A 23136-nucleotide genomic window follows, 5' to 3' on the forward strand; every position below is an offset into this window, starting at 1 on the left:
CCGCACCTGAGACACTGATGACGATGAACGAGAGAGCATTGCGCGCCCGCGCCACCATCGACCTCGACGCACTGAGGTCGAACGTGCGTGCCCTGAAGGCGCACGCTCCGGGCGCCCGCCTGATGGCCGTGGTCAAGTCCGACGCCTACGGACACGGCGCCGTCCAGTGCGCCGCCGCGGCGCGCGAGGCCGGCGCCGAATGGCTGGGCACGGCACTCCCCGAGGAGGCCTTCGCACTGCGCGAGGCGGGCGACACCGGCCGCCTCATGGCCTGGCTGTGGACGCCCGGCGGCCCCTGGCGCAAGGCCGTCTCGCTCGACATCGACGTCTCGGTCAGCGGCCTCTGGGCGCTGCACGAGGTCAGCCACGCGGCGCACGCCGCCGGCCGCCCCGCACGCGTCCAGCTCAAGATCGACACCGGCCTCGGCCGCAACGGCTGCCAGCCCGCCGAATGGGCGGAGCTGACCGCCGCTGCCCGCGCCGCCGAGACCGAGGGCCTGATACAGGTCACCGGCGTCTGGTCGCACTTCGCCTGCGCCGACGAGCCAGGCCACCCCTCCATCGCCGCCCAGATCGCCGTCTTCCGCGACGCGCTGGCCACCGCCGAGGCCGCCGGCCTGCGGCCCGAGGTCCGGCACATCTGCAACACCCCGGGCCTGCTCACCCTCCCCGAGGCCCACTTCGACCTGGTACGCGCCGGCATCGGCATCTACGGCGTCTCGCCGAGCCCCGAGATCGGCACGCCCGCCGACCTCGGGCTGCGCCCGGTCATGACGCTCTCCGCCTCCCTCGCCTCGGTCAAGCACGTGCCCGGCGGCCACGGCGTCTCGTACGGCCACCACTACACGACCCCCGGGGACACCACCCTCGCGCTCGTCCCGCTCGGCTACGCCGACGGCATCCCGCGGCATGCCTCGGGCACCGGCCCGGTACTGATCGCCGGCAAGCGGCGGACGATCGCCGGGCGGGTCGCCATGGACCAGTTCGTCGTCGACCTCGGCGGGGAATCCGCCTCCGTGGGGGACGAGGCGGTGCTCTTCGGCCCCGGCGACCGCGGCGAGCCGACCGCCGAGGACTGGGCGCAGGCCACCGGAACCATCGGCTACGAGATCGTCACAAGGATCGGAAGCCGGGTACCACGCGTCTATGTCTCCGAGCACGGCAATGTCCCGGAGCGCGACGGAACGGGGGAAGGGACATGAGTGAGGTCACACACGGCGTGCCGGACGTGGCGGGCGCGGCCGGAGCGGCCGCCGGGGCCGCTGAGACGGTCGGCAGCTGGGCCCGCGCCGGCCGGCACGCGAGCGTCGCCGGCGCCGCGATCGGCGTGGTCGCCGCGGGTGCCGCCGCCGGAGTGGCGCTGGAGCGGCTGACGGTCGGCCGCGGCATGCGCCGCAGGGCGCGGATGGCGCTGGACGCGGCGGGCCCGTACGGCACGCTGCGCGGCACACCGGGCACGGCGTACGCCGACGACGGCACCGAGCTGTACTACGAGATCGACGAACCGCAGGAGCGGCCCGGCGGCGAGGCACAGAAGCCCCGCCGCCCGCGCCTTCCGGGGGCCCTGGGGCGACGCTCCGCGGCCCCCACGGTCGTCTTCTGCCACGGTTACTGCCTCAACCAGGACGCCTGGCACTTCCAGCGGGCCGCGCTGCGCGGCAGCGTCCGCACGGTCCACTGGGACCAGCGCAGCCACGGCCGCTCGGCCCGCGGCCACGCGCAGATCGACGGCAGCGACCCGGTCACCATCGACATGCTGGGCCGGGACCTGAAGGCGGTACTGGACGCGGCGGTCCCCGAGGGGCCGATCGTGCTGGTGGGGCACTCCATGGGCGGCATGACGGTGATGGCCCTCGCCGACCAGTTCCCGGACTTCGTCGCCGAGCGCGTGGTGGGCGTCGGCCTGATCGGCACGTCGGCCGGGCGGCTGAGCGAGGTCGCCTTCGGGCTGCCGTCGCTGGGCGTGAAGGCCTTCCACCGCTTCGCACCCGGGGTCCTCAAGGCGCTGGGCGCGCAGAGCGAGCTGGTCGAGAAGGGCCGGCGGGCGACCGCCGACCTCTTCGCCGGCCTGGTCAAGCGGTACTCCTTCGGCGAGCCGAAGGACGTCGACCCGGGTGTCGCGCGGTTCGCCGAACGCCTCATCGAGTCGACGCCCATCGACGTCGTCGCGGAGTTCTTCCCGGCCTTCGCCGTCCACGACAAGACGGCAGCGCTGGCCGCGTACGACGGCGTACCGGCCCTGGTCCTGGCCGGCGACCGCGACCTGATCACCCCGCCGGACCACAGCCGCACGATCGGCGAACTGCTCCCGGCCGCCGAACTGGTCTGCGTCCCGGACGGCGGCCACCTGGTCATGCTGGAACACCCCGACCTGGTCAACGACCGCCTGACGTCACTGGTCGAACGCGCGGCAACGGAATCCCGCTCCTGGCGCCCGGCACGGGCTTAAGGGGCAGACGGGGGCCGAGGGGCCGGCCGGGCTCCGAGCGTGAGGGCGGGCCGCCGAGGCGGGCTGCGAATACGGGGCGGGCCGCCGACGCGGGCTTGTGGTGCGCGCGGGGGCGGCCGAAGGCGCACGGCGCGGGCTGCGGCGCGTGCCGGGGGCTTCGTCGCGTGCGCGGGGCCTTCGACGAGACCTCGGGGGCTCCGGCGGTGTGCCCGAGGGCTCCGGCCGTTGGCCCGAGGGCTTCGGCCGTGTACCCGGCCCGGGGGCTTCCGCCGCGTGCGGGGCCGGGGCTTCGGGCGCGTGCCGGGGGGAGGCTTCGGCCGCGTCGGGGGCGGCCTTCGGGGAGGCGGGGTGCGCGGCGCCTACTGGTGCAGCTCCGCATCCCCCCACCTCGGGGGTTACCCAGGGGTGGGCGGCCGTGCACGCGGGGCGGGGCCGGTCACACGAAAGGGGGGCGCTGCCGCCGTGGCGCACGCCGGGTGCCCGGCCTCGTACCATCGGCGGCATGAGCACCACCGACGCCATCACGCAGGTAACCGTCAAGTCTCCGGACCGGATGCAGGAGTTGGGCCGCAGGCTCGCCGGCCTGCTGCGCCCGGGCGATCTGGTGCTGCTGAGCGGGGAGCTCGGCGCGGGCAAGACGACGCTGACCCGCGGCCTGGGCGAGGGCCTGGGCGTACGCGGCGCCGTCACCTCGCCGACCTTCGTCATCGCCCGGGTCCATCCCTCGCTGCACTCGGGCCCGCCCCTGGTGCACGTCGACGCCTACCGGCTCGGCGGCGGCCTGGAGGAGATGGAGGACCTGGACCTGGACGTCTCGCTGCCGGAGTCCGTGATCGTCGTGGAGTGGGGCGAGGGCAAGGTCGAGGAGCTGTCCGAGGACCGGCTGCACGTCACGATCGCCCGCGCGGTGGGCGCGGACGCCGCGGCGGACGACGAGGACGACGTACGCGAGGTGACGGTCACGGGCGTCGGCGAGCGCTGGGCGGGCTGCGACCTGAGCACGCTGCAGGAGCCCTGAGGGCAGGAGCTCTGAGGAACGCCTGGCGGGGCCGCGAGGACCTTCGAGGGACCGCGCGGCACGGCGGAGCGGGCCGCGGGGCACTCCGAGGCGTCCGGCAGGGCCCGCGCAAAGGAGGCCGCCGCGCCTTCCGGGGGACAGGGCTTCCCGTTCGGCCGCCCTCCGTAGTTTCCGACAAGCCGTCGGCAAGATGTTGCGCCGGCGGTGCCGGGCGTGGTCACATGGAGGGAGAGAGCCGGTTAGGTCTACCTAACTATGCCCGCTCGCCCCAGGATCCCCGGGAGGCATCCATGTCGGCCCACCAGTCCCTCGCCGCGGCGGCCCGTCGCGACGACAGCGAACCGTCTCCGTTCCGGCGCGAGGACGGCCCCCGGCCGACGATGAACGAGCTCCTGGCGTCCTGTGCGGCGGCCAGCGCGGTCTCCACGCCCCCGGAAGCCCCGTCCGACGAGGCGCCGGCCGGTACCGAGACCGAGGACCGCACCGAGCGCGGCCAGGAGAGCGCTCGCCCGAGCCCCCACCTGCCGGCCGGCGGCCGCGACGCGGCGTAGGGGCGGACGCCTCGGCGCGCGCCCTGCCTCGCTGTCCCGCACTGCCTCGCTGTCCCGCGGGGTCTGCGGAGGAACGTCCAGCCCGGCACCCGGGGTGCTTGTCCCGATGGGGCCGTCCACCTGAGGCCCGGGAGCCTTGTACTCCGTACGGGTGATTCTTCAGCTCGCACCCCGGCCCTGCGCCGTACGGGTGCACCGCCTCACTCCGACCGCCCCCGCCGCCCCGGCATGCCCGCCCGCTCCCCTTGGGTAACCCCCGGGTGGGGGCCCCTGGGGCTGCGCTACGTGGCGCGAGACCCGGCCAAAGACGGTCACCCCCGACAGGTCCCGATCGGTCTCGATCGGCCCCGATCGGTAAACGGGTCGCGATGCCGGCCTTCGCCCACCGCGTCCGGCCGCGCCGCCACGCGCCTCTCACCCGCGCCGCCACGGCTCTCGGGCCCGTCGCGTCCGGCCGCGCCGCCACGCACCTCTCACGCCGCGCCGCCACGCCTCTCAGGCCCGCCGGCGTCCGGCCGCGCCGCCCTGAGGCGCCGCAAGCCCCTACGAAACGACGACCACCTTCGTGCCGATCGTGGCGAACTTCCACATCGCCTCGCCGTCGGCGCGCTTCTCGCGGACGCCGCCCGTCTTCTTCTGGCCTGCGGACGGCTGCGGCATCGAGCCGTCGACCGCGGCGCTGAAGCCGACCACCACGTTGTCGACCGTCGCGAACCGCACGACGTTCTCGATCGGAATCCCGTCGGAACCGGTCACGCTCGCCGAGCGCGTGGTCACCGAGTACGCGCCCGGCGCCGGGTTGACCGTGCTCGGGACGACCTCGTACGTGCGCAGGACCTGCTCCTTCGGGCCGATCAGCCACACCCGCCGGGCGTCCAGCGCGTACACCACGCGCTTGCCCGAGCCGGAGTGCGCCGGCACCGCGGTCTCCCGCTTCTCCTTCTCCGCCGCCGACTCCTCCGGCTTCCGGTGCTCAGCGGGCGTGGGCGACGCCGAGGCGCCGTTGGCCGCGCGGACCGGGCGCAGGGGGTCGGAGGCGTCGGCCGAGGCCTCGAAGGCCAGGAAGCCGACCGCGGCCAGTGCCACCACGGTGAGAGCCGTCACGATCGAGCTGCTCTTAGCGGCCACCGCCGTGCCACCTTTCCGTACGGGTCCGTACGCGTCCGAAGTCGAAAGTGTCGAAAGTCCGGCACGCGGCGTGCCGGGGAGATCCCAGCACGCAGCGTACCGGCGAGCGCAGCACCCGGCAGGGCGGCGTCCGCCGCGCCGTAGTCTTGAGGACGTGCTGCTGCTTGCCCTTGACACCGCAACCCCCGCCGTTTCCGCCGCGCTGCTCAGCTGCGAGCCCGCTCCGGACGGCGCCGCCGCCGCTCCCCGCGTGCTCGCCGAGGCGCGCGAGGTGGACGCCCGCCGCCACGGCGAACTGCTGCTGCCCGCCGTCGACCGGGTGCTCGGCGAGGCCGGCGTGAAGCTCGACGCGGTCACCGACATCGTCGTGGGCGTCGGCCCGGGCCCGTACACCGGGCTGCGCGTCGGCCTGGTCACCGCCGCCACCTTCGGCGCCGCGCTGGACGTGCCCGTGCACGGCCTCTGCTCGCTGGACGGCATCGCGTACGCCTCCGGGATCGAGGAGCCGTTCGTGGTGGCGACGGACGCGCGCCGCAAGGAGGTCTACTGGGCCCGCTACGACGACTTCCGCACCCGTGCCACCGAGCCCGCCGTCGACCGCCCGGCCGACATCGCCGAGCAGGTCGCCGGGGTGCCGGCGGTCGGCGCGGGCGCGGTGCTGTACGACGGCACCTTCGACGGCCTGCGCGCCGACGGGCCCGAGCACCAGTCGGCCGCGGCACTCGGCGCGCTCGCGGCCGAGAAGCTGGCCCGCGGCGAGGAGCTGCTGCCGCCGCGGCCGCTGTACCTGCGCCGCCCCGACGCCCAGGTGCCCGCGAACTACAAGGTGGTCACGCCCAAGTGACCGCCCACGCCGACCAGCCCGCAGACCGGACCGCGCCCGCCGGTACCGCAGGCCGGACCGCGGCCGTGGACGGCGCAGAGCGGTCCGCGGCCGCCCGGCCGGAAGCCACGCTGCGGGAGATGCGCTGGTGGGACATCGAGCCGGTGCTGGCGCTGGAGGAGGACCTCTTCCCCGAGGACGCCTGGTCGCGGGGGATGTTCTGGTCCGAGCTGGCGCACGCCCGCGGCCCCGGCGCGAACCGGCACTACACCGTCGCCGAGCTGGACGGCCGGCTCGTCGGGTACGGCGGCCTCGCGGCCGTCGACGGCACCGGCGACATCCAGACCATCGCCACCGCGCGCGACCAGTGGGGCTCCGGGCTCGGCGCCCGGCTGCTGACCGACCTGCTCACCGCCGCCACCGCCTTCGAGTGCCACGAAGTGCTCCTCGAAGTGCGCGTCGACAACCTCCGCGCCCAGCGGCTGTACGAACGCTTCGGCTTCGAGCCCATCGGCTTCCGCCGCGGCTACTACCAGCCGGGCAACGTCGACGCGCTGGTCATGCGCTACACCTCCGAATCCCTCGTACAAGGAACACCGATCAATGGCTGACGAACCGCTCGTCCTCGGCATCGAGACCTCCTGCGACGAAACCGGTGTCGGCATCGTCCGCGGCCACACCCTGCTGGCCGACGCGGTCGCCTCCAGCGTCGACGAACACGCCCGCTTCGGCGGCGTCGTCCCCGAGGTCGCCTCCCGCGCCCACCTGGAGGCCATGGTCCCCACCATCCAGCGCGCCCTGAAGGAGGCCGGCGTCACCGCCTCCGACCTGGACGGCATCGCGGTCACGGCCGGGCCGGGCCTCGCCGGCGCCCTCCTCGTGGGCACCTCGGCGGCCAAGGCGTACGCGTACGCCCTCGGCAAGCCGCTGTACGGCGTCAACCACCTGGCCTCGCACATCTGCGTCGACCAGCTGGAGCACGGCGCGCTGCCCGAGCCGACGATGGCGCTGCTGGTCTCCGGCGGGCACTCCTCGCTGCTCCTCGCGCCGGACATCACCTCCGACGTGCGGCCGCTGGGCTCGACGATCGACGACGCGGCGGGCGAGGCGTTCGACAAGGTCGCGCGGGTGCTGAACCTCGGCTTCCCCGGCGGCCCGGTCATCGACCGGATGGCCCGCGAGGGCGACCCGGAGGCCATCGCGTTCCCGCGCGGCCTGACCGGCTCCCGCGACCCGAAGTACGACTTCTCCTTCTCCGGCCTGAAGACGGCCGTGGCCCGCTGGATCGAGGCCAAGCGCGCGGCCGGCGAGGAGGTGCCGGTCGCCGACGTCTCCGCGTCCTTCCAGGAGGCGGTCGTGGACGTGCTGACCCGGAAGGCGGTACGGGCCTGCAAGGACCACGGCGTGGACCACCTGATGATCGGCGGCGGCGTCGCGGCCAACTCCCGGCTGCGCGCCATGGCCGAGCGGCGCTGCGAGGACGCGGGCATCACGCTGCGCGTGCCGCGCCCGAAGCTGTGTACGGACAACGGCGCGATGGTCGCGGCCCTGGGCGCCGAGATGGTCGCCCGGAACCGCCCGCACTCCGCCTGGGAGCTGTCCGCCGACTCCTCCCTCCCGGTCACCGAGCCGTACGTCCCGGCCCCGGGTCACGAGCACCGGCACGGCGTCCCGCACAGCCACGCCCACGGGCACGGCCATGACCACGTGCACGAGGTCAGCAAGGACAACCTGTACTCGTGATCGGCTGCCCCTGATCAGCCGCCGGCGGGCTTCGCGGGCTGCCCGACGAGCATCGTCGGGGCGCCCGCGACGCGCGTGAGGAGCACGGTGGCGGCGTTCGGGCCGCGGAGCTTCACCTTGCGGCGGATCTCCTCAGGCTCGACGGCGGAGCCGCGCTTCTTGACCGTCAGCACGCCGATCTCGCGTTCCCGGAGGAGCGCCTTGAGCTTCTTCAGGTTGAAGGGCAGCTCGTCGGTGATCTCGTAGGCGGTGGCGTACGGGGTGGGGCGCAGCTCGTCGGCCGTGATGTAGGCGATGGTCTCGTCGATCAGGCCGCCGTCCAGCCCGGCGGCGGCCTCGGCGACCAGGTGGGCGCGGATGACGGCGCCGTCCGGCTCGTAGAGGTAGCGGCCCACGGGCCGCACGGGCGGGTCGGGGAGCGGGGCGGCGGTCTCCAGGTGCGCGCCGGAGGGCAGCAGGGTGGCCCGTACGGAGCCGGGGGCCGTGCCGAACCAGAGGACGGCCTCCTTCACGTCACCGCCGTCCGAGATCCACTCCGCCGCTGCGTCCTCGGGGACCGCCTCGTGCGGGATGCCGGGGGCGACCTTCAGCGCGGCGTGCGGGGCCTTGCGTGCCGCCTCGATCGCCCAGGAGAGGGGCGGGGAGTACGCCTCCGGGTCGAAGATGCGGCCGCGTCCGCCCCGGCGTGCCGGGTCCACGAAGACCGCGTCGTACGGGGTGGTGTCGATCTCCGTGACGTCCGCGCAGCGCACCTCGATCAGGTCCGCGAGGCCCAGCGCCTCGGCGTTCGCGCGCGCCACCTCAGCCGTGAGGGGGTCGCGGTCCACGGCCAGCACCGGGATGCCGGCCCGCGCGTACGCGAGCGCGTCGCCGCCGATGCCGCAGCACAGGTCGGCGACGCTGCGTACGCCCAGCTCCGCGAGGCGGGCTGCGCGGTGCACGGCGACGGTGCGGCGGGTGGACTGCTCGACGCCGTTCGGGGTGAAGAACATCCGGTACGCGTCCTCGGCGCCGAACTTCGCGACCGCGCGCTGCCGCAGCCGGGCCTGCCCGAGGGCCGCGGACACCAGCTCGGCGGGGTGCTCGCGGCGCAGCCGGGTGGCGGTGGCGAGCTCCTGGGCGGGGTCGTGGTCGCGGAGGCCGGCCAGCAGGGCCCGGCCCTCGTCGCTGAGCAGTGCGGAGAAGGCGTCGAGAGGGTTCACCCGGCCCATTCTGGGGCAGGTCACAGACCTTGTGGCGACCGGCCGGACCGGGCCCGGGGCCACTCCTGCCGGTACTTCTCACCACGACATGGGCGCGGGATTGGCACTCCGCTTGACCGAGTGCTAACCGCGTCATAGTCTCGGCGCTGGCACTCCCCATTGGAGAGTGCCAAACAGCGAGCCGACCGGGCGCACGCCCGGGGAGCGAGCAGAAGCTACGCGCGACGGGCAGGTCCGGCACCCGCGACGACGGATCGACCTGGTCGCCACCTCAGACAGTTAACCCCGTGAGATCTCCGAAGGGGGAGGTCGGATCGTGACGACCGCCAGCTCCAAGGTTGCCATCAAGCCGCTCGAGGACCGCATTGTGGTCCAGCCGCTCGACGCCGAGCAGACCACGGCTTCGGGCCTGGTCATTCCGGACACCGCCAAGGAGAAGCCCCAGGAGGGCGTCGTCCTGGCCGTGGGCCCGGGCCGCTTCGAGGACGGCAACCGTCTTCCGCTCGACGTTTCCGTCGGCGACGTCGTGCTCTACAGCAAGTACGGCGGCACCGAGGTGAAGTACAACGGCGAGGAGTACCTCGTCCTCTCGGCCCGCGACGTTCTCGCGATCGTCGAGAAGTAAGCCGGGGCCTGGGAGCGACCCCAGGTCAATGCTTCACCCCAGCTGTTCTTGATCTGCGCCCCTGGTTCCCGCGTCTCACCACCCGGGGCAGGGGCGCAGTTCGTTGAGAGTACGACTAAGGACACGTAACTCATGGCGAAGATCCTGAAGTTCGACGAGGACGCCCGTCGCGCCCTCGAGCGCGGCGTCAACAAGCTCGCCGACACGGTCAAGGTGACGATCGGCCCCAAGGGCCGCAACGTCGTCATCGACAAGAAGTTCGGCGCCCCCACCATCACCAACGACGGTGTCACGATCGCCCGCGAGGTCGAGGTCGAGGACCCGTACGAGAACCTCGGTGCCCAGCTGGTGAAGGAGGTGGCGACCAAGACCAACGACATCGCTGGTGACGGCACCACCACCGCCACCGTGCTGGCCCAGGCGCTGGTCCGCGAGGGCCTGCGCAACGTCGCCGCCGGTGCCTCCCCCGCCGCGCTGAAGAAGGGCATCGACGCCGCCGTCAAGGCCGTGTCCGAGGACCTGCTCGCGACGGCCCGCCCGATCGACGAGAAGTCCGACATCGCCGCCGTCGCCGGCCTGTCCGCCCAGGACAAGCAGGTCGGCGAGCTCATCGCCGAGGCGATGGACAAGGTCGGCAAGGACGGTGTCATCACCGTCGAGGAGTCCAACACCTTCGGTCTGGAGCTGGACTTCACCGAGGGCATGGCCTTCGACAAGGGCTACCTCTCCCCGTACATGGTCACCGACCAGGAGCGGATGGAGGCCGTCCTCGAGGACCCGTACATCCTCATCCACCAGGGCAAGATCTCCTCGATCCAGGACCTGCTGCCGCTGCTGGAGAAGGTCATCCAGGCCGGCTCCTCCAAGCCGCTGCTGATCATCGCCGAGGACGTCGAGGGCGAGGCCCTGTCGACCCTGGTCGTCAACAAGATCCGCGGCACCTTCAACGCCGTCGCGGTGAAGGCCCCCGGCTTCGGCGACCGCCGCAAGGCGATGCTCGGCGACATGGCCACCCTCACCGGTGCCACCGTCATCGCCGAGGAGGTCGGCCTCAAGCTCGACCAGGCCGGTCTGGACGTGCTGGGCACCGCCCGCCGCGTGACCGTCACCAAGGACGACACCACCATCGTCGACGGCGGCGGCAAGGCCGAGGACGTGCAGGCCCGCGTCGCCCAGATCAAGGCCGAGATCGAGACCACCGACTCGGACTGGGACCGCGAGAAGCTCCAGGAGCGCCTCGCCAAGCTCGCCGGCGGCGTCTGCGTCATCCGCGTGGGTGCGGCCACCGAGGTCGAGCTCAAGGAGAAGAAGCACCGTCTGGAGGACGCCATCTCCGCGACCCGCGCCGCGGTCGAGGAGGGCATCGTCTCCGGTGGTGGCTCCGCCCTGGTCCACGCCGTCAAGGTGCTCGAGGGCAACCTCGGCAAGGAGGGCGACGAGGCCACCGGTGTCGCCGTCGTCCGCCGCGCCGCCGCCGAGCCGCTGCGCTGGATCGCCGAGAACGCCGGCCTGGAGGGCTACGTCATCACCTCCAAGGTCGCCGAGCTCGACAAGGGCAACGGCTTCAACGCCGCCACCGGCGAGTACGGCGACCTGGTGAAGGCCGGCGTCATCGACCCGGTCAAGGTCACCCGCTCCGCCCTGGAGAACGCCGCCTCCATCGCCTCCCTGCTCCTCACGACCGAGACCCTGGTCGTCGAGAAGAAGGAAGAGGAGGAGGCCGAGGCCGGTCACGGTCACGGCCACGCGCACTGAGCGCAGGCACCTCGTACCGAGGCCCGGCACCCCGAGAGGGGCGCCGGGCCTCGGTCGTTGCGTACGGCTGTCTACTGCGGCCCGTACTTGCGGCCCGTGCGGGAGGTGACGCCGCCCAGGAGGTTGCGCGGGGCGAGCTTCACGACGCCCATCAGGGCCTTGTACCGGGGGTCGGGGATCGACAGCGACCGGCCGCGGGCCAGGTCCTTCATCGCGGCGTCCACCAGGTTGTCAGCGTCCAGCCACATCCAGCCCGGGATGTTGTCCGTGCCCATCCCCGCGCGCTCGTGGAACTCGGTACGCACGAACCCGGGGCACAGCGCCATCAGCCGCACCCCGCTCCCCGCCAGGTCGCGCGCGGCGCCCTGGGTGAACTGCACGACCCACGCCTTGCTCGCGCCGTACGTCCCGCGCGGTACGAAGGCCGCGACCGAGGCCACGTTGACCACCCCGCCGCGCCGCCGCTCGCGCATGCCCGTGACCGCCGCCGAGGTCAGCCGCAGCACCGCCTCGCAGTGCACCTTCAGCATCGCCAGCTCATCGGCCATGGGGACTTCCAGGAACTCGCCCTTGTTGCCGAAGCCCGCGTTGTTGACCAGCAGGTCCACCGGGTGCCTGCGGTCACCCAGCCGTTCCTCGACGGCCGCGATGCCCTCCTCCGTCGCCAGGTCGGCGACCAGCACCCCGACCTCGACACCGTGCCGGTCGTGCAGTTCGGCCGCGTGGTCGCGCAGCTTCTCTTCGTTACGGGCCACCAGCACCAGGTTGTGTCCGTCGGCCGCCAGCCGGCGCGCGAACGCCGCTCCGATGCCCGCAGTCGCTCCCGTGACCAATGCAGTCGTCATAAGAGAACGCTATCGGCCCGGTGGCGACCCGCCCGTCGGCCGGGGCCCCGGTCACCGGACCGGATGTCAGCTTCTTTATATTTTCCGGCACTTCGCGCGACGCACCGATCGCATTCGGCCCATTGCCGGTCGGCTTCGCGCCGAAAAACCGTCCGCGCTGCGCACCCGCCAGGCGGTACGGCACCCCTAAAGCGGTGACCGAATATTCCGACTCCGCCCCAAGCAGTGCTTATGCTTGAGGAATGATCGAGGCCCGTCATCTCCGTGTGCTGCGCGCCGTCGCCCGGAGTGGTTCCTTCTCCGCCGCCGCACGTGAGCTCGGCTGCACCCAGCCCGCCGTCTCCCAGCAGATAAAGGCGCTGGAACAGTCGGCGGGCACGCCGCTGATCATCCGTACCGGCCGCGAGATGCGCCTCACCGAGGCGGGTCAGGCCCTCGTACGGCACGCCGCCGGCATCCTCGCCGGGCTCACCGCAGCCGAGGAGGAGGTCGCGGCGATCGCCGGGCTGCGCGCCGGACGGGTGCGGCTGGTGTCCTTCCCCTCGGGCAGCTCCACGCTGGTGCCCACCGCGCTGGCCGCGATGCGGGCCGCGCACCCCGGCACGGCGGTGTCGCTGGACGAGGCGGAGCCGCCGCGCTCCATCGAGATGCTGCGCGGCGGGGACTGCGAGATCGCGCTGGCCTTCCGCTACCCGGAGGTGCCGGGCGCCGACCCGGCCGCCGAGTCCGAGTGGGACGACCTGATCGTCCGCCGGGTGCTCACGGACCGGCTGGTCGGGCTCGTGCCCGAGGAGCACCGGTTCGCCGACGCAGGCCGGGCCGGCTTCGCCGAGCTTGCCGACGATCCGTGGATCGCGGGCTGCCCGCGCTGCCGCCGCCACCTGGTCTCGGTGTGCGAGAGCGCCGGTTTCACGCCACGCATCGACTTCGCCACCGACGACTATCCGGCCGTGATCGGCCTGGTCGGGGCCGGGCTCGGGGTCGCCGCGCTGCCGGAGCTGGCGCTGGCTTCCGTACGGCCCAAGGGGGCCCGCCGGATCCTGCTGGAGCCGGCCGTGCAGCGCGAGATCGTCGCGCTCACCCTGCCGGACCTGGCGCAGGTCCCGGCCGTGACGGCCATGCTCGACCAGCTGGCGGCCGCGGGCCGCCGCTGACCCGCTCCGTACCGCTCTCCCGGCAGTACGGAGCGTCGCGCGGCCGCCCGCGGCCTCGGTGCAGAAACGTTTCCTCTGTTCGGGTGCCCTGCGGGGTTCAGCCTCCCGACATCGTCGCCGGACCGCCGCCGCCCGCGGGCACCAGACGGTGCCGGGCCCGGCCCATCAGCTCTTCCCTCTCGTCCTCGGTCAGTCCGCCCCAGACGCCGTAGGGCTCACGTACGGCCAGTGCGTGGGCCGCGCATTCGGCACGCACCGGGCAGCGCATGCAGACCTCTTTCGCCGATGTCTCGCGCGCGCTGCGGGCCGCGCCGCGCTCGCCCTCGGGATGGAAGAAGAGCGAACTGTCCACGCCGCGGCAGGCGGCGAGCAGTTGCCAGTCCCAGAGGTCGGCGTTCGGGCCCGGGAGGCGGGAGAAATCTGCCATTGCTAGTCCCCTCGAAGCGTGGCGGTATCGGGCTCCTGCTCAAGACCGTACATCTACCTTCTAAGTAGATGTAAATATGACTCATCTCGAATCTTGCCCCAGAAGCAAGAAACACGGAAAAAAACTCACCAAACAGGGCAAAGGGGACGGCTTACGGAAAGTGAGGTGCCGAGGGGCGCGGGTCTTGCTGCTACGTGTCCGGCCCCTCACATAGAGTGTCGAAAACGGCTCCTCAGCCCGTAACTCTTTCGGGTGACCGTCGTTGAGAGTGCGGAAGCGGTTGACAGAGGGACTACCCGGGCAGGTGTCCGAGGCCGTCAATCGCACAGGTGACGATACGTACCAGCCTGGAGGCACAACGTGACGCGCATCAGCTGCGGAGGACGGCCATGACTTCCGTCCTCGTCTGCGACGACTCCCCGCTTGCCCGAGAGGCGCTCCGTCGGGCGGTTGCGACCGTTCCCGGCGTCGAGCGCGTGACGACCGCGGCCAACGGCGAGGAAGTCCTCCGCCGCTGGGGTGCCGATCGTTCCGACCTGATCCTGATGGACGTGCGGATGCCCGGCCTCGGCGGTGTCGAGACCGTGCGCCGGCTGCTGTCCGCCGACCCGGGCGCCCGGATCATCATGCTCACGGTCGCCGAGGACCTCGACGGGGTGGCCCTCGCCGTCGCCGCCGGCGCCCGCGGCTATCTGCACAAGGACGCCTCCCGCGCCGAGCTGCGCGCGACCGTCACCCAGGCGCTCGCCGACCCGACCTGGCGCCTCGCCCCGCGCCGGCTGCGGTCCGCCGAGATGGGCGCGGCCCCGACGCTCACCGCGCGCGAGATCCAGGTACTGGAGGGCATGAGCCACGGCCGGTCGAACGCCGAGATCGGGCGCGAGCTGTTCCTCTCCGAGGACACGGTCAAGACGCACGCCCGGCGTCTCTTCAAGAAGCTCGGCGCCTCCGACCGGGCGCACGCGGTGGCGCTCGGCTTCCGCTGGGGCCTGGTCCGCTGAGCGTTCCGACGCGCGGGCGCAGCGGGGCCGCGGCGCGCGCCGTCCCGACGGGGGTGGCGCGTACCACGGCCCCGCTGTGCCGACGTCCGGCGCCGAAACCTCACGCGATGCCGCATGCTTGAGGTGTGACTCCTCCCCGGCTCCAGGGCCGGGGCTTCTCACTCGGCCAGAAGAGACCTCATGACGGACATGCGCATCACGGTGCCCCGCGGCACCGACGAACGCCATGGGCGACGTCTCGGGTCCGGCATGGGCAACACCCGAAAGGGGGAGGCGTGGGACGTGAGTGCAGGCACACCGACGCATAACACTTCGGTGCACAACTACGGGGGCGATGCCGCGGACCGCGCGGCGTCAAGGCACCATGGACCGATGCGCGATGACGGGACCCAGGAGATCGGCGGGCTCGTCGCACGTGCCGTCGAGGGTGACCGGCAGGCGACGCACGACCTGCTCGCACACGTGCACCCGCTCGCACTGCGGTACTGCCGTACGCGACTGTCCAGGCTGCCGGGTGATGCCCGCCACTTCGTGGAGGACCTCGCACAGGAGGTCTGCGTGGCGGTGCTGTGCGCGCTGCCGCGTTACCGGGACACCGGCAAGCCCTTCGAGGCGTTCGTCTTCGCCATCGCGGCGCACAAGGTCGCCGATCTGCAGCGGGCCGCGATGCGCGGTCCCGGCAGCACGGCCGTGCCCTCGGACGAGATGCCGGAGCAGCCGGACGACTCGCTCGGGCCCGAGGAACGGGCGCTGCTGAGCAGCGACGCGGAGTGGGCGAAGAAGCTGCTGGCCAGCCTGCCGGAGAACCAGCGGGAGCTGGTGCTGCTGCGGGTGGCGGTCGGGCTCACGGCGGAGGAGACCGGGCAGATGCTGGGAATGTCGCCGGGGGCCGTACGGGTCGCGCAGCACCGCGCGCTCAGCCGGCTCAGGGCGCTCGCCGAGCAGTAGGCGCTGCCGCGTCCGAGTACGGAGAGGGGCGGGCGTCCGCGCCCCGGTCCGTACGTGTGAACGTCCAAAGAGTGCGGGTGATCTTGCTCGTGGAATGAGACGCCAGTTGTTCCCGTTAGCATGGACATCCGCACTGATCAAGGCCATTGGGAAGGTGTCATGACCAACGTCGACGGAGTGCCCGGAAAATTCGCGACACTGGGGCTGACCTACGACGATGTGCTGCTGCTGCCGGGCGCCTCGGACATGTCGCCCGACCAGATCGACACCTCCTCGTACATCTCGAAGAACGTCCGGGTGAACGTCCCGCTGCTGTCCGCGGCGATGGACAAGGTCACCGAGGCGCGCATGGCGATCGCCATGGCCCGGCAGGGCGGCGTGGGCGTGCTGCACCGCAACCTCTCCATCGAGGAGCAGGCCAACCAGGTCGACCTGGTCAAGCGCTCCGAGTCCGGCATGGTCACGGACCCGATCACGGTGCACCCCGACGCGACGCTGGCCGAGGCCGACGACCTGTGCGCCCGCTTCCGCATCAGCGGTGTCCCGGTGACCGACGCGGCCGGCAAGCTGCTCGGCATCGTGACCAACCGTGACATGGCCTTCGAGACCGACCGTGGCCGTCAGGTGCGGGACGTCATGACCCCGATGCCGCTGGTCACGGGCCGGGTCGGGATCTCCGGCGTGGACGCCATGGAGCTGCTGCGCCGCCACAAGATCGAGAAGCTGCCGCTGGTCGACGACGCGGGCGTCCTCAAGGGCCTCATCACGGTCAAGGACTTCGTGAAGGCCGAGCAGTACCCGAACGCCGCCAAGGACTCCGAGGGCCGGCTGCTGGTCGGCGCGGCCGTCGGCGTGGCGGGCGACGCGTACGAGCGCGCCCAGGCGCTGATCGAGTCCGGCGTGGACTTCATCGTCGTGGACACCGCGCACGGCCACTCCCGGCTGGTCGGCGACATGGTCGCCAAGATCAAGTCGAACTCCTCGGTGGACGTCATCGGCGGCAACGTCGCCACCCGCGAGGGCGCCCAGGCGCTGATCGACTCCGGTGTGGACGGCATCAAGGTCGGCGTCGGCCCCGGCTCCATCTGCACCACCCGCGTGGTCGCCGGCATCGGCGTCCCGCAGGTCACCGCGATCTACGAGGCCTCGCTGGCGGCCAAGGAGGCGGGCGTCCCGGTCATCGGCGACGGCGGCCTGCAGTACAGCGGTGACATCGCGAAGGCCCTGGTCGCGGGCGCCGACACGGTGATGCTCGGCTCGCTGCTCGCGGGCTGCGAGGAGTCGCCGGGCGAGCTGATGTTCATCAACGGCAAGCAGTTCAAGTCCTACCGCGGCATGGGCTCGCTGGGTGCGATGCAGACCCGCGGCGACCGCAAGTCCTTCTCCAAGGACCGGTACTTCCAGGAGGGCGTCGCCTCCGACGAGAAGCTGGTCCCCGAGGGCATCGAGGGCCAGGTGCCCTACCGCGGCCCGCTGGCCTCGGTCGTCCACCAGCTCGCCGGCGGCCTGCGCCAGTCGATGTTCTACGTCGGCGGCCGCACGGTCCCGGAGCTGCAGGAGAAGGGCCGCTTCGTGCGGATCACGTCGGCGGGCCTCAAGGAGAGCCACCCGCACGACATCCAGATGACCGTCGAGGCACCGAACTACAACGCCCGCTGAGCGGGTAGGCCCGGTTCCGGGCCACGGCGTGAGGGGGAGCCCGCGGACGGCCGTCCGCGGGCTCCGGCGTGTCGGGGATACTGGAACGGCAGACAAAGAGGAAAGGCCACCACAGTGACTGAGATCGAGATCGGGCGCGGCAAGCGCGGCCGCCGGGCGTACGCCTTCGACGACATCGCCGTCGTACCGAGTCGGCGGACCCGCGACCCGAAGGAGGTCTCGATCGCCTGGCAGATCGACGCCTACCGGTTCGAGCTGCCGTTCCTGGCCGCTCCGATGGACTCGGTGGTCTCCCCGGAGACCGCCATCCGTATCGGTGAGCTGGGTGGCCTGGGCGTTCTCAACCTCGAGGGCCTGTGGACCCGGTACGAGGACCCGGAGCCGCTGCTCGCGGAGATCGCCGAGCTGGACGAGGCCACCGCGACCCGCCGTCTCCAGGAGATCTACGCGGCCCCGATCAAGGAAGAGCTGATCGGCCAGCGCATCAAGGAGGTGCGCGACTCCGGTGTGGTCACCGCCGCCGCGCTCTCCCCGCAGCGCACCGCCCAGTTCTCCAAGGCGGTCGTGGACGCCGGCGTGGACATCTTCGTGATCCGCGGCACCACCGTCTCCGCCGAGCACGTCTCCTCCGCCGCCGAGCCGCTGAACCTCAAGCAGTTCATCTACGAGCTGGACGTCCCGGTCATCGTCGGCGGCTGCGCGACCTACACCGCGGCCCTGCACCTGATGCGCACCGGCGCGGCCGGCGTGCTGGTGGGCTTCGGCGGCGGCGCCGCGCACACCACCCGCAACGTCCTGGGCATCCAGGTCCCGATGGCCACCGCCGTCGCGGACGTCGCGGCGGCCCGCCGTGACTACATGGACGAGTCCGGCGGCCGGTACGTGCACGTCATCGCGGACGGCGGCGTGGGCTGGTCCGGCGACCTGCCCAAGGCCATCGCCTGCGGCGCCGACGCCGTGATGATGGGCTCCCCGCTGGCCCGCGCCACCGACGCGCCGGGCCGCGGCCACCACTGGGGCATGGAGGCCGTCCACGAGGACGTGCCGCGCGGCAAGCGGATGGACCTGGGCGCGGTCGGCACGACCGAGGAGGTCCTGCTCGGCCCGTCGCACACCCCGGACGGTTCGATGAACTTCTTCGGCGCGCTGCGCCGTGCGATGGCCACGACCGGCTACTCCGACCTGAAGGAGTTCCAGCGGGTCGAGGTCACGGTCCGCGCCTGAGACGCGCATCTTCCCGGAAGGGGCCCTGCCGCAGCGGCAGGGCCCCTTCGCGCGTTCCGGGCGGCCTAGAGCCGGTACGCGGCCCCCGTCGGTGTCGCCCCTCGCGTGTCCAGCAGGAGCTGGGCCTTCACTGCCAGGCCCTGCAGGTCGTACGTGCGGTGGTGCTGGAGGAGCAGGGTGAGGTCGGCGCCGGAGGCGGCCTCGTAGAGCGAGTCGGCGCGCGGCACGGGCCGGCCGCGCACCTGCCACTGCGGGACGTACGGGTCGTGGTACGTCAGGTGGGCGCCCATCTCCCGCAGCCGGGCCGCGATCTCGTGGGCGGGCGCGCCCTCCTGGTCGGCGATGTCCGGCTTGTAGGTGACGCCGAGGAGCAGGACGCGGGCGCCGCGCGCCGACTTGCCGTGCTCGTTCAGGAGCGTGGCGCAGCGCTGGATGACGTACCGGGGCATTCGCGCGTTGACCTGCTGTGCGAGTTCGACCATGCGGAGCGGGTGGCCGGGGGAGCGGCCCTGGCCGGTGCGGCGGCTGGGGTCGACGGGCGCGGTGTGGCCGCCGACGCCGGGCCCGGGGCGGAAGGACTGGAAGCCGAAGGGCTTGGTCTCGGCGCAGCGGATGACGTCCCAGAGGTCCACGTCGATGTCGTGGCAGAGGACGGCCATCTCGTTCATCAGGGCGATGTTGACGTGCCGGTAGTTGGTCTCCAGGAGCCCTGCGGTCTCGGCCTCCTTGGGGCCGCGCGCACGGACGACCTTGTCGGTGAGCCGGCCGTAGAAGGCGGCGGCTGCTTCGGTGCAGGCGGGGGTGAGGCCGCCGATGACCTTCGGGGTGTTGGCGTGCCCGTAGCGGCGGTTGCCGGGGTCGTACCGGGCGGGGGAGCAGGCGAGGTGGAAGTCGCGCCCAGCGGTGAGCCCGGAGCCCTGTTCCAGGAGCGGACGGAGGAATTCCTCGGTGGTGCCGGGGTACCCCGCCGATTCGAGGATCACCGTGGTGTGGGGGCGCAGATGGGCGGCGAGGGTGCGTGCCGCGTCGGCCACGGCGGACAGGTCGAGGGTGCCGTCCCCGGCGGGCGGGGTAGGGGCGCAGAGGACAGCCGTGCGGACTCTGCCGAGTGCCGCGGGGTCGGTGGTGGTGCGGAAGCCGGCGGTGAGGAGCCGGCGTACTTCGGTGGGCGAGAGCGGGCCGTCGGCGCCGAGCGCGGCGGCGGTCTGCGGATCGGAGGCGTAGCCGATGGTGCCGAGGCCGGCGGCGACGGCGGCCTGGGCGAGGGGGAGGCCGATGTGGCCGAGTCCGATGACGGCGAGGTCTGCGGGCATGCTGGCCGTCCTTCCCGAGCGATTCCAGGTGACGCATAAGTAGACTAAGCCGACATTTGACCCAGAATGGGGATTGGTGGATCAAGGGTGCGGAGTGGCGCCTTCCCACCCACTCAGCGCGCGGAGGGTGGCTGGCCCCGCCGCCTCCGGACAGAATCGACAACGGGGTGTGGCAGCGATCACAGCACCGACCGAAGCGGGAGGCAGTGGTGAGGACAGCGACACTGGGACCGGCGGAGCGCGCCGGAGCACTGGCACGGATGGCGGAACGCGAGCTGGACGTGCTGGTCATCGGCGGCGGCGTCGTCGGCGCCGGCACCGCACTGGACGCGGTGACGCGCGGCCTGTCCACCGGCCTGGTCGAGGCACGGGACTGGGCTTCGGGCACGTCGTCGCGCTCCAGCAAGCTGATCCACGGCGGGCTGCGCTATCTGGAGATGCTGGACTTCGCGCTGGTGCGGGAGGCTCTGAAGGAACGCGGGCTGCTGCTGGAGCGGATCGCGCCGCACCTGGTGAAGCCGGTGCCGTTCCTCTACCCGCTTCAGCACAAGGTCTGGGAGCGCTGGTACGCCGGTACGGGCGTGGCGATGTACGACGCGATGTCGATCTCCTCCGGGCACGGCCGCGGGCTGCCGGCCCACCGCCATCTCAGCCGGTCCCGCGCGCTGCGCGTCGCGCCGTGTCTGAAGAAGGACGCGCTGGTGGGCGCGTTGCAGTACTACGACGCGCAGATGGACGACGCCCGGTACGTCACCACCCTCGTGCGCACGGCCGCCGCGTACGGCGCCGCGGTCGCCAACCGTGCCCGGGTGATCGGCTTCCTCCGGGAGGGCGAGCGGGTGGTCGGCGCGCGGGTCCAGGACGTGGAGGCCGGCGGCGAGTACGAGGTGCGTGCCCGGCAGGTCGTCAACGCCACGGGCGTGTGGACCGACGACACGCAGGGGCTGATCAACGAGCGCGGCCAGTTCCACGTCCGCGCCTCCAAGGGCATCCACCTGGTCGTGCCGAAGGACCGCATCCACTCCACCACCGGGCTGATCCTCCGCACGGAGAAGAGCGTGCTCTTCGTGATCCCCTGGGGCCGGCACTGGATCGTGGGCACCACCGACACCGACTGGGACCTGGACAAGGCGCACCCGGCCGCCTCCAGCGCCGATATCGACTATCTGCTGGAACATGTGAACGCCGTCCTCGCGACCCCGCTGACCAGGGACGACGTCGAAGGCGTCTACGCGGGCCTGCGGCCGCTGCTGGCCGGCGAGTCGGACGCGACGAGCAAGCTGTCCCGCGAGCACACCGTCGCGCACCCGGTGCCGGGCATGGTCGTGGTCGCGGGCGGCAAGTACACGACGTACCGGGTCATGGCCAAGGACGCGGTGGACGAGGCGGTGCACGGCCTGACCGGGAGCACCCCCGGCGGCAGCTGGGGACGGGTCGCCGAGTGCGTCACCGAGGACATCCCGCTGGTGGGCGCGGAGGGCTACAAGGCGCTGTGGAACGCGCGGGCGCACACCGCCGCGCGCACCGGCCTGCACGTCGCCCGGATAGAGCACCTGCTGAATCGCTACGGGTCGCTCGCCGAGGAAGTACTGGCGCTGATCACCGACGATCCCTCCCTCGGCGCGCCGCTGGCCGCGGCTGACGACTACCTCCGCGCCGAGGTCGTCTACGCCTGCACCCATGAGGGCGCCCGCCACTTGGACGACGTGCTGACCCGGCGCACCCGGATCTCCATCGAGACCTTCGACCGGGGCACCCGCAGCGCCCGTGAGGCCGCCGAGCTGATGGCGGGGGCGCTGGGCTGGGACGAGGACCAGATCGAGCGGGAGGTCGAGCACTACGAGAAGCGGGTCGAGGCCGAGCGGGAGTCCCAGCGGCAGCCGGACGACCTGACGGCGGACGCGGCCCGGCTGGGCGCACCGGACATCGTGCCGCGGTAGGCATCCGCGGCTCAGGCGTCCCCGGCCGCTGCCGATGGGCAGCCGCCGGGGACGCCTGCGTACGGGGCGCGGCGCGGCCGGCACGTGGCCGTCCGCCCGGCGTGCGGGCGGCGCGCACGGCGCCTGGTGCGCCGTCAGGTGCGCGGGCAGAACTCCGCCGTCAGCAGCGCGCGGATGCGCCGGTCCGCCTCCGGCCGGTCGGTGTTCAGCCGTACCGTCAGCACGTGCCGGCCGTCCCCGGTGGCCGCGGTCTGTGCGTACGAGCCGTTGATGTCGCCGTCGTGCCCCCAGACCGTCACCCCGCACGGCAGCCGGGTGCCGTAGAGCCCCAGCCCGTACACCCCGCCCGTGTCCTTTTCGTCCCGCATCTCGGCGAGCTGACGGGGCGGCAGCAGCCGGCCGCCGAGCAGCGCCGCGAAGAAGCGGTTCAGGTCGCCGAGCGTCGTGATCAGCTCGCCCGCCGCGCCCGCCCGGCTGGGGTCCAGCGACGTACTGTCCACCCGCTCGGCGCCCACCTGCGAGTACCCGCGCCCGTACGGCCGGGGCAGCCGCGGGTCGGTGCCGGGGAAGGACGTGCCCGTCAACCCCAGCGGCCGGATGATCCGGCGCTCCGCCTCGGCGGCGTACCCGTTGCCGGTGACCGCCTCGATGATCTGCCCCAGTACGAGGTAGTTGGTGTTGGAGTAGGCGTACCGGGCGCCGGGCGCGGCCTCCGGCGGATGCGACAGCGCGGTCCGCAGCAGCTCGTCCGGGGTGTGGGTGTCGTAGCGGTGGGCGGTGAAGCCGGCCCCGTGCAGCTCCCGCGACAGCTCCGGGTCGGCGGTGTAGTTGTAGAGACCGCTGGTGTGGTCCAGGAGTTCGCGTACGGTGACGGCCCTCGGGTCCGTGGCGCCGGGGACGAGCCCCGGCAGCAGGTCGCCGACGGTGTCGTCCAGGGAGAGCCGGTGCTCGGCGGTCAGCTGGAGCACGACCGTGGCGATGAAGGTCTTGGTGAGGCTGCCGGCCCGGAAGTGGTCGGCGGGTTCGATGGGGCGGTCGGTCCGTACGTCGGCCACGCCCGCGGCGGTGAAACGTGAGGCGTACACCCGGCCGTCACGGGTCGTCAGGGCAGCGGCGCCCGGCGCCCCGCCCTCGGCCAGCGCGCGGACGGCCCGCGCCGTCGCCGGCTTCGGCGGGCGCTCCCGCTTCTCCGGGGCGCTCGGCGGACCGGGGCTGCGCCGGGCGCGGGGCGGCGGGGTCCGGTCGGGCGCCGGCTCCTCGGGACCGGTGCGCGGCGGCCGGCCGGCGGGCGGCGGACGGCCGGTACCGGAGTCCGGCGGACCCGTGGCGGG

At 72.8% G+C, this 23136-nt stretch carries 21 protein-coding genes; 15 read left to right on the top strand and 6 right to left on the bottom strand.

Features of this window, described 5'->3' with window-relative positions; all coding sequences use genetic code 11:
* Window positions 1–23: 23 nt before the first annotated feature.
* The 4 genes from alr to C3486_RS07930 all read left to right on the top strand — a co-directional run bounded on the left by alr (window position 24) and on the right by C3486_RS07930 (window position 4018).
* Window positions 24–1202: an alanine racemase gene (gene alr / locus C3486_RS07915; RefSeq protein ID WP_103831881.1), complete on the top strand. Its 1179-nt coding sequence runs from the start codon at window positions 24–26 to the stop codon at window positions 1200–1202.
* Window positions 1199–2449, top strand: a complete 1251-nt coding sequence (locus C3486_RS07920) for an alpha/beta fold hydrolase (protein WP_103831858.1) — start codon at window positions 1199–1201, stop codon at window positions 2447–2449. The genes alr and C3486_RS07920 overlap by 4 nt, the downstream gene beginning before the upstream one ends.
* Before the next feature lie 502 nt (window positions 2450–2951).
* On the top strand, window positions 2952–3467 hold the full coding sequence (gene tsaE, locus C3486_RS07925) for a tRNA (adenosine(37)-N6)-threonylcarbamoyltransferase complex ATPase subunit type 1 TsaE (protein WP_103831859.1): 516 nt from the start codon (window positions 2952–2954) through the stop codon (window positions 3465–3467).
* A 290-nt stretch (window positions 3468–3757) separates the two neighbouring features.
* Window positions 3758–4018 carry a hypothetical protein gene (locus C3486_RS07930; protein ID WP_103831860.1) on the top strand — a complete coding sequence of 87 codons (261 nt, stop codon included), beginning with the start codon at window positions 3758–3760 and terminating at the stop codon, window positions 4016–4018.
* 543 nt (window positions 4019–4561) lie between these two features.
* Here C3486_RS07930 and C3486_RS07935 read toward each other — a convergent pair.
* A complete protein-coding gene (locus tag C3486_RS07935; protein WP_181138473.1) occupies window positions 4562–5146 on the bottom strand; it encodes a hypothetical protein in 585 nt (194 codons plus the stop codon).
* Between the two features lie 154 nt (window positions 5147–5300).
* On the opposite strand from C3486_RS07935, the gene tsaB reads away from it, so the two are divergent.
* The 3 genes from tsaB to tsaD all read left to right on the top strand — a co-directional run bounded on the left by tsaB (window position 5301) and on the right by tsaD (window position 7712).
* The gene (tsaB, locus tag C3486_RS07940) at window positions 5301–5990 is read left to right on the top strand and encodes a tRNA (adenosine(37)-N6)-threonylcarbamoyltransferase complex dimerization subunit type 1 TsaB (RefSeq protein ID WP_103831862.1); all 690 of its coding nucleotides are present in this window, start codon (window positions 5301–5303) and stop codon (window positions 5988–5990) included.
* Between the two features lie 119 nt (window positions 5991–6109).
* Window positions 6110–6580, top strand: a complete 471-nt coding sequence (gene rimI / locus C3486_RS07945) for a ribosomal protein S18-alanine N-acetyltransferase (protein ID WP_103831882.1) — start codon at window positions 6110–6112, stop codon at window positions 6578–6580.
* Window positions 6573–7712, top strand: a complete 1140-nt coding sequence (gene tsaD / locus C3486_RS07950; protein ID WP_103831863.1) for a tRNA (adenosine(37)-N6)-threonylcarbamoyltransferase complex transferase subunit TsaD — start codon at window positions 6573–6575, stop codon at window positions 7710–7712. The genes rimI and tsaD overlap by 8 nt, the downstream gene beginning before the upstream one ends.
* A gap of 14 nt (window positions 7713–7726) precedes the next feature.
* Here tsaD and C3486_RS07955 read toward each other — a convergent pair whose 3' ends face one another.
* Window positions 7727–8923: a methyltransferase domain-containing protein gene (locus C3486_RS07955; protein WP_103831864.1), complete on the bottom strand. Its 1197-nt coding sequence runs from the start codon at window positions 8921–8923 to the stop codon at window positions 7727–7729.
* Window positions 8924–9230: 307 nt separating this feature from the next.
* On the opposite strand from C3486_RS07955, the gene groES reads away from it, so the two are divergent.
* A complete protein-coding gene (gene groES / locus C3486_RS07960) occupies window positions 9231–9539 on the top strand; it encodes a co-chaperone GroES (protein WP_019329594.1) in 309 nt (102 codons plus the stop codon).
* A 132-nt stretch (window positions 9540–9671) separates the two neighbouring features.
* Window positions 9672–11294, top strand: a complete 1623-nt coding sequence (groL, locus tag C3486_RS07965) for a chaperonin GroEL (RefSeq protein ID WP_103831865.1) — start codon at window positions 9672–9674, stop codon at window positions 11292–11294.
* A 71-nt stretch (window positions 11295–11365) separates the two neighbouring features.
* On the opposite strand, the gene C3486_RS07970 is transcribed toward groL, so the two are convergent.
* Window positions 11366–12139 (bottom strand): SDR family oxidoreductase, encoded by a 774-nt coding sequence (locus C3486_RS07970; protein ID WP_103831866.1) that lies wholly within the window; start codon window positions 12137–12139, stop codon window positions 11366–11368.
* A gap of 242 nt (window positions 12140–12381) precedes the next feature.
* Between C3486_RS07970 and C3486_RS07975 the strand changes: the two genes are divergently transcribed.
* A complete protein-coding gene (locus C3486_RS07975; RefSeq protein ID WP_103831867.1) occupies window positions 12382–13293 on the top strand; it encodes a LysR family transcriptional regulator in 912 nt (303 codons plus the stop codon).
* Window positions 13294–13390: 97 nt separating this feature from the next.
* Here C3486_RS07975 and C3486_RS07980 read toward each other — a convergent pair whose 3' ends face one another.
* Window positions 13391–13720 (bottom strand): WhiB family transcriptional regulator, encoded by a 330-nt coding sequence (locus C3486_RS07980; protein WP_103831868.1) that lies wholly within the window; start codon window positions 13718–13720, stop codon window positions 13391–13393.
* Between the two features lie 389 nt (window positions 13721–14109).
* On the opposite strand from C3486_RS07980, the gene C3486_RS07985 reads away from it, so the two are divergent.
* From C3486_RS07985 to C3486_RS08000, 4 genes are all read left to right on the top strand, one after another.
* A complete protein-coding gene (locus C3486_RS07985) occupies window positions 14110–14721 on the top strand; it encodes a response regulator transcription factor (protein WP_003948568.1) in 612 nt (203 codons plus the stop codon).
* Between the two features lie 372 nt (window positions 14722–15093).
* Window positions 15094–15669, top strand: coding sequence for a sigma-70 family RNA polymerase sigma factor (locus C3486_RS07990; RefSeq protein WP_308461226.1), 576 nt, complete (start codon window positions 15094–15096; stop codon window positions 15667–15669).
* 159 nt (window positions 15670–15828) lie between these two features.
* The gene (gene guaB / locus C3486_RS07995; RefSeq protein WP_103831869.1) at window positions 15829–17328 is read left to right on the top strand and encodes an IMP dehydrogenase; all 1500 of its coding nucleotides are present in this window, start codon (window positions 15829–15831) and stop codon (window positions 17326–17328) included.
* A 114-nt stretch (window positions 17329–17442) separates the two neighbouring features.
* A complete protein-coding gene (locus C3486_RS08000) occupies window positions 17443–18552 on the top strand; it encodes a GuaB3 family IMP dehydrogenase-related protein (RefSeq protein ID WP_103831870.1) in 1110 nt (369 codons plus the stop codon).
* Between the two features lie 65 nt (window positions 18553–18617).
* Here the strand turns inward: C3486_RS08000 and C3486_RS08005 are convergent, their stop codons facing one another.
* On the bottom strand, window positions 18618–19865 hold the full coding sequence (locus C3486_RS08005; protein ID WP_103831871.1) for a nucleotide sugar dehydrogenase: 1248 nt from the start codon (window positions 19863–19865) through the stop codon (window positions 18618–18620).
* 209 nt (window positions 19866–20074) lie between these two features.
* Between C3486_RS08005 and C3486_RS08010 the strand changes: the two genes are divergently transcribed.
* Window positions 20075–21805: a glycerol-3-phosphate dehydrogenase/oxidase gene (locus tag C3486_RS08010; protein WP_103831872.1), complete on the top strand. Its 1731-nt coding sequence runs from the start codon at window positions 20075–20077 to the stop codon at window positions 21803–21805.
* A 134-nt stretch (window positions 21806–21939) separates the two neighbouring features.
* Here C3486_RS08010 and C3486_RS08015 read toward each other — a convergent pair.
* Window positions 21940–23136, bottom strand: a 1197-nt coding sequence (locus C3486_RS08015) for a serine hydrolase (protein WP_258052658.1), incomplete at its 5' end; no start/stop codon positions are given.

The sequence above is a fragment of the Streptomyces sp. Ru73 genome (assembly GCF_002920575.1).
Taxonomy (GTDB): Bacteria; Actinomycetota; Actinomycetes; order Streptomycetales; family Streptomycetaceae; genus Streptomyces.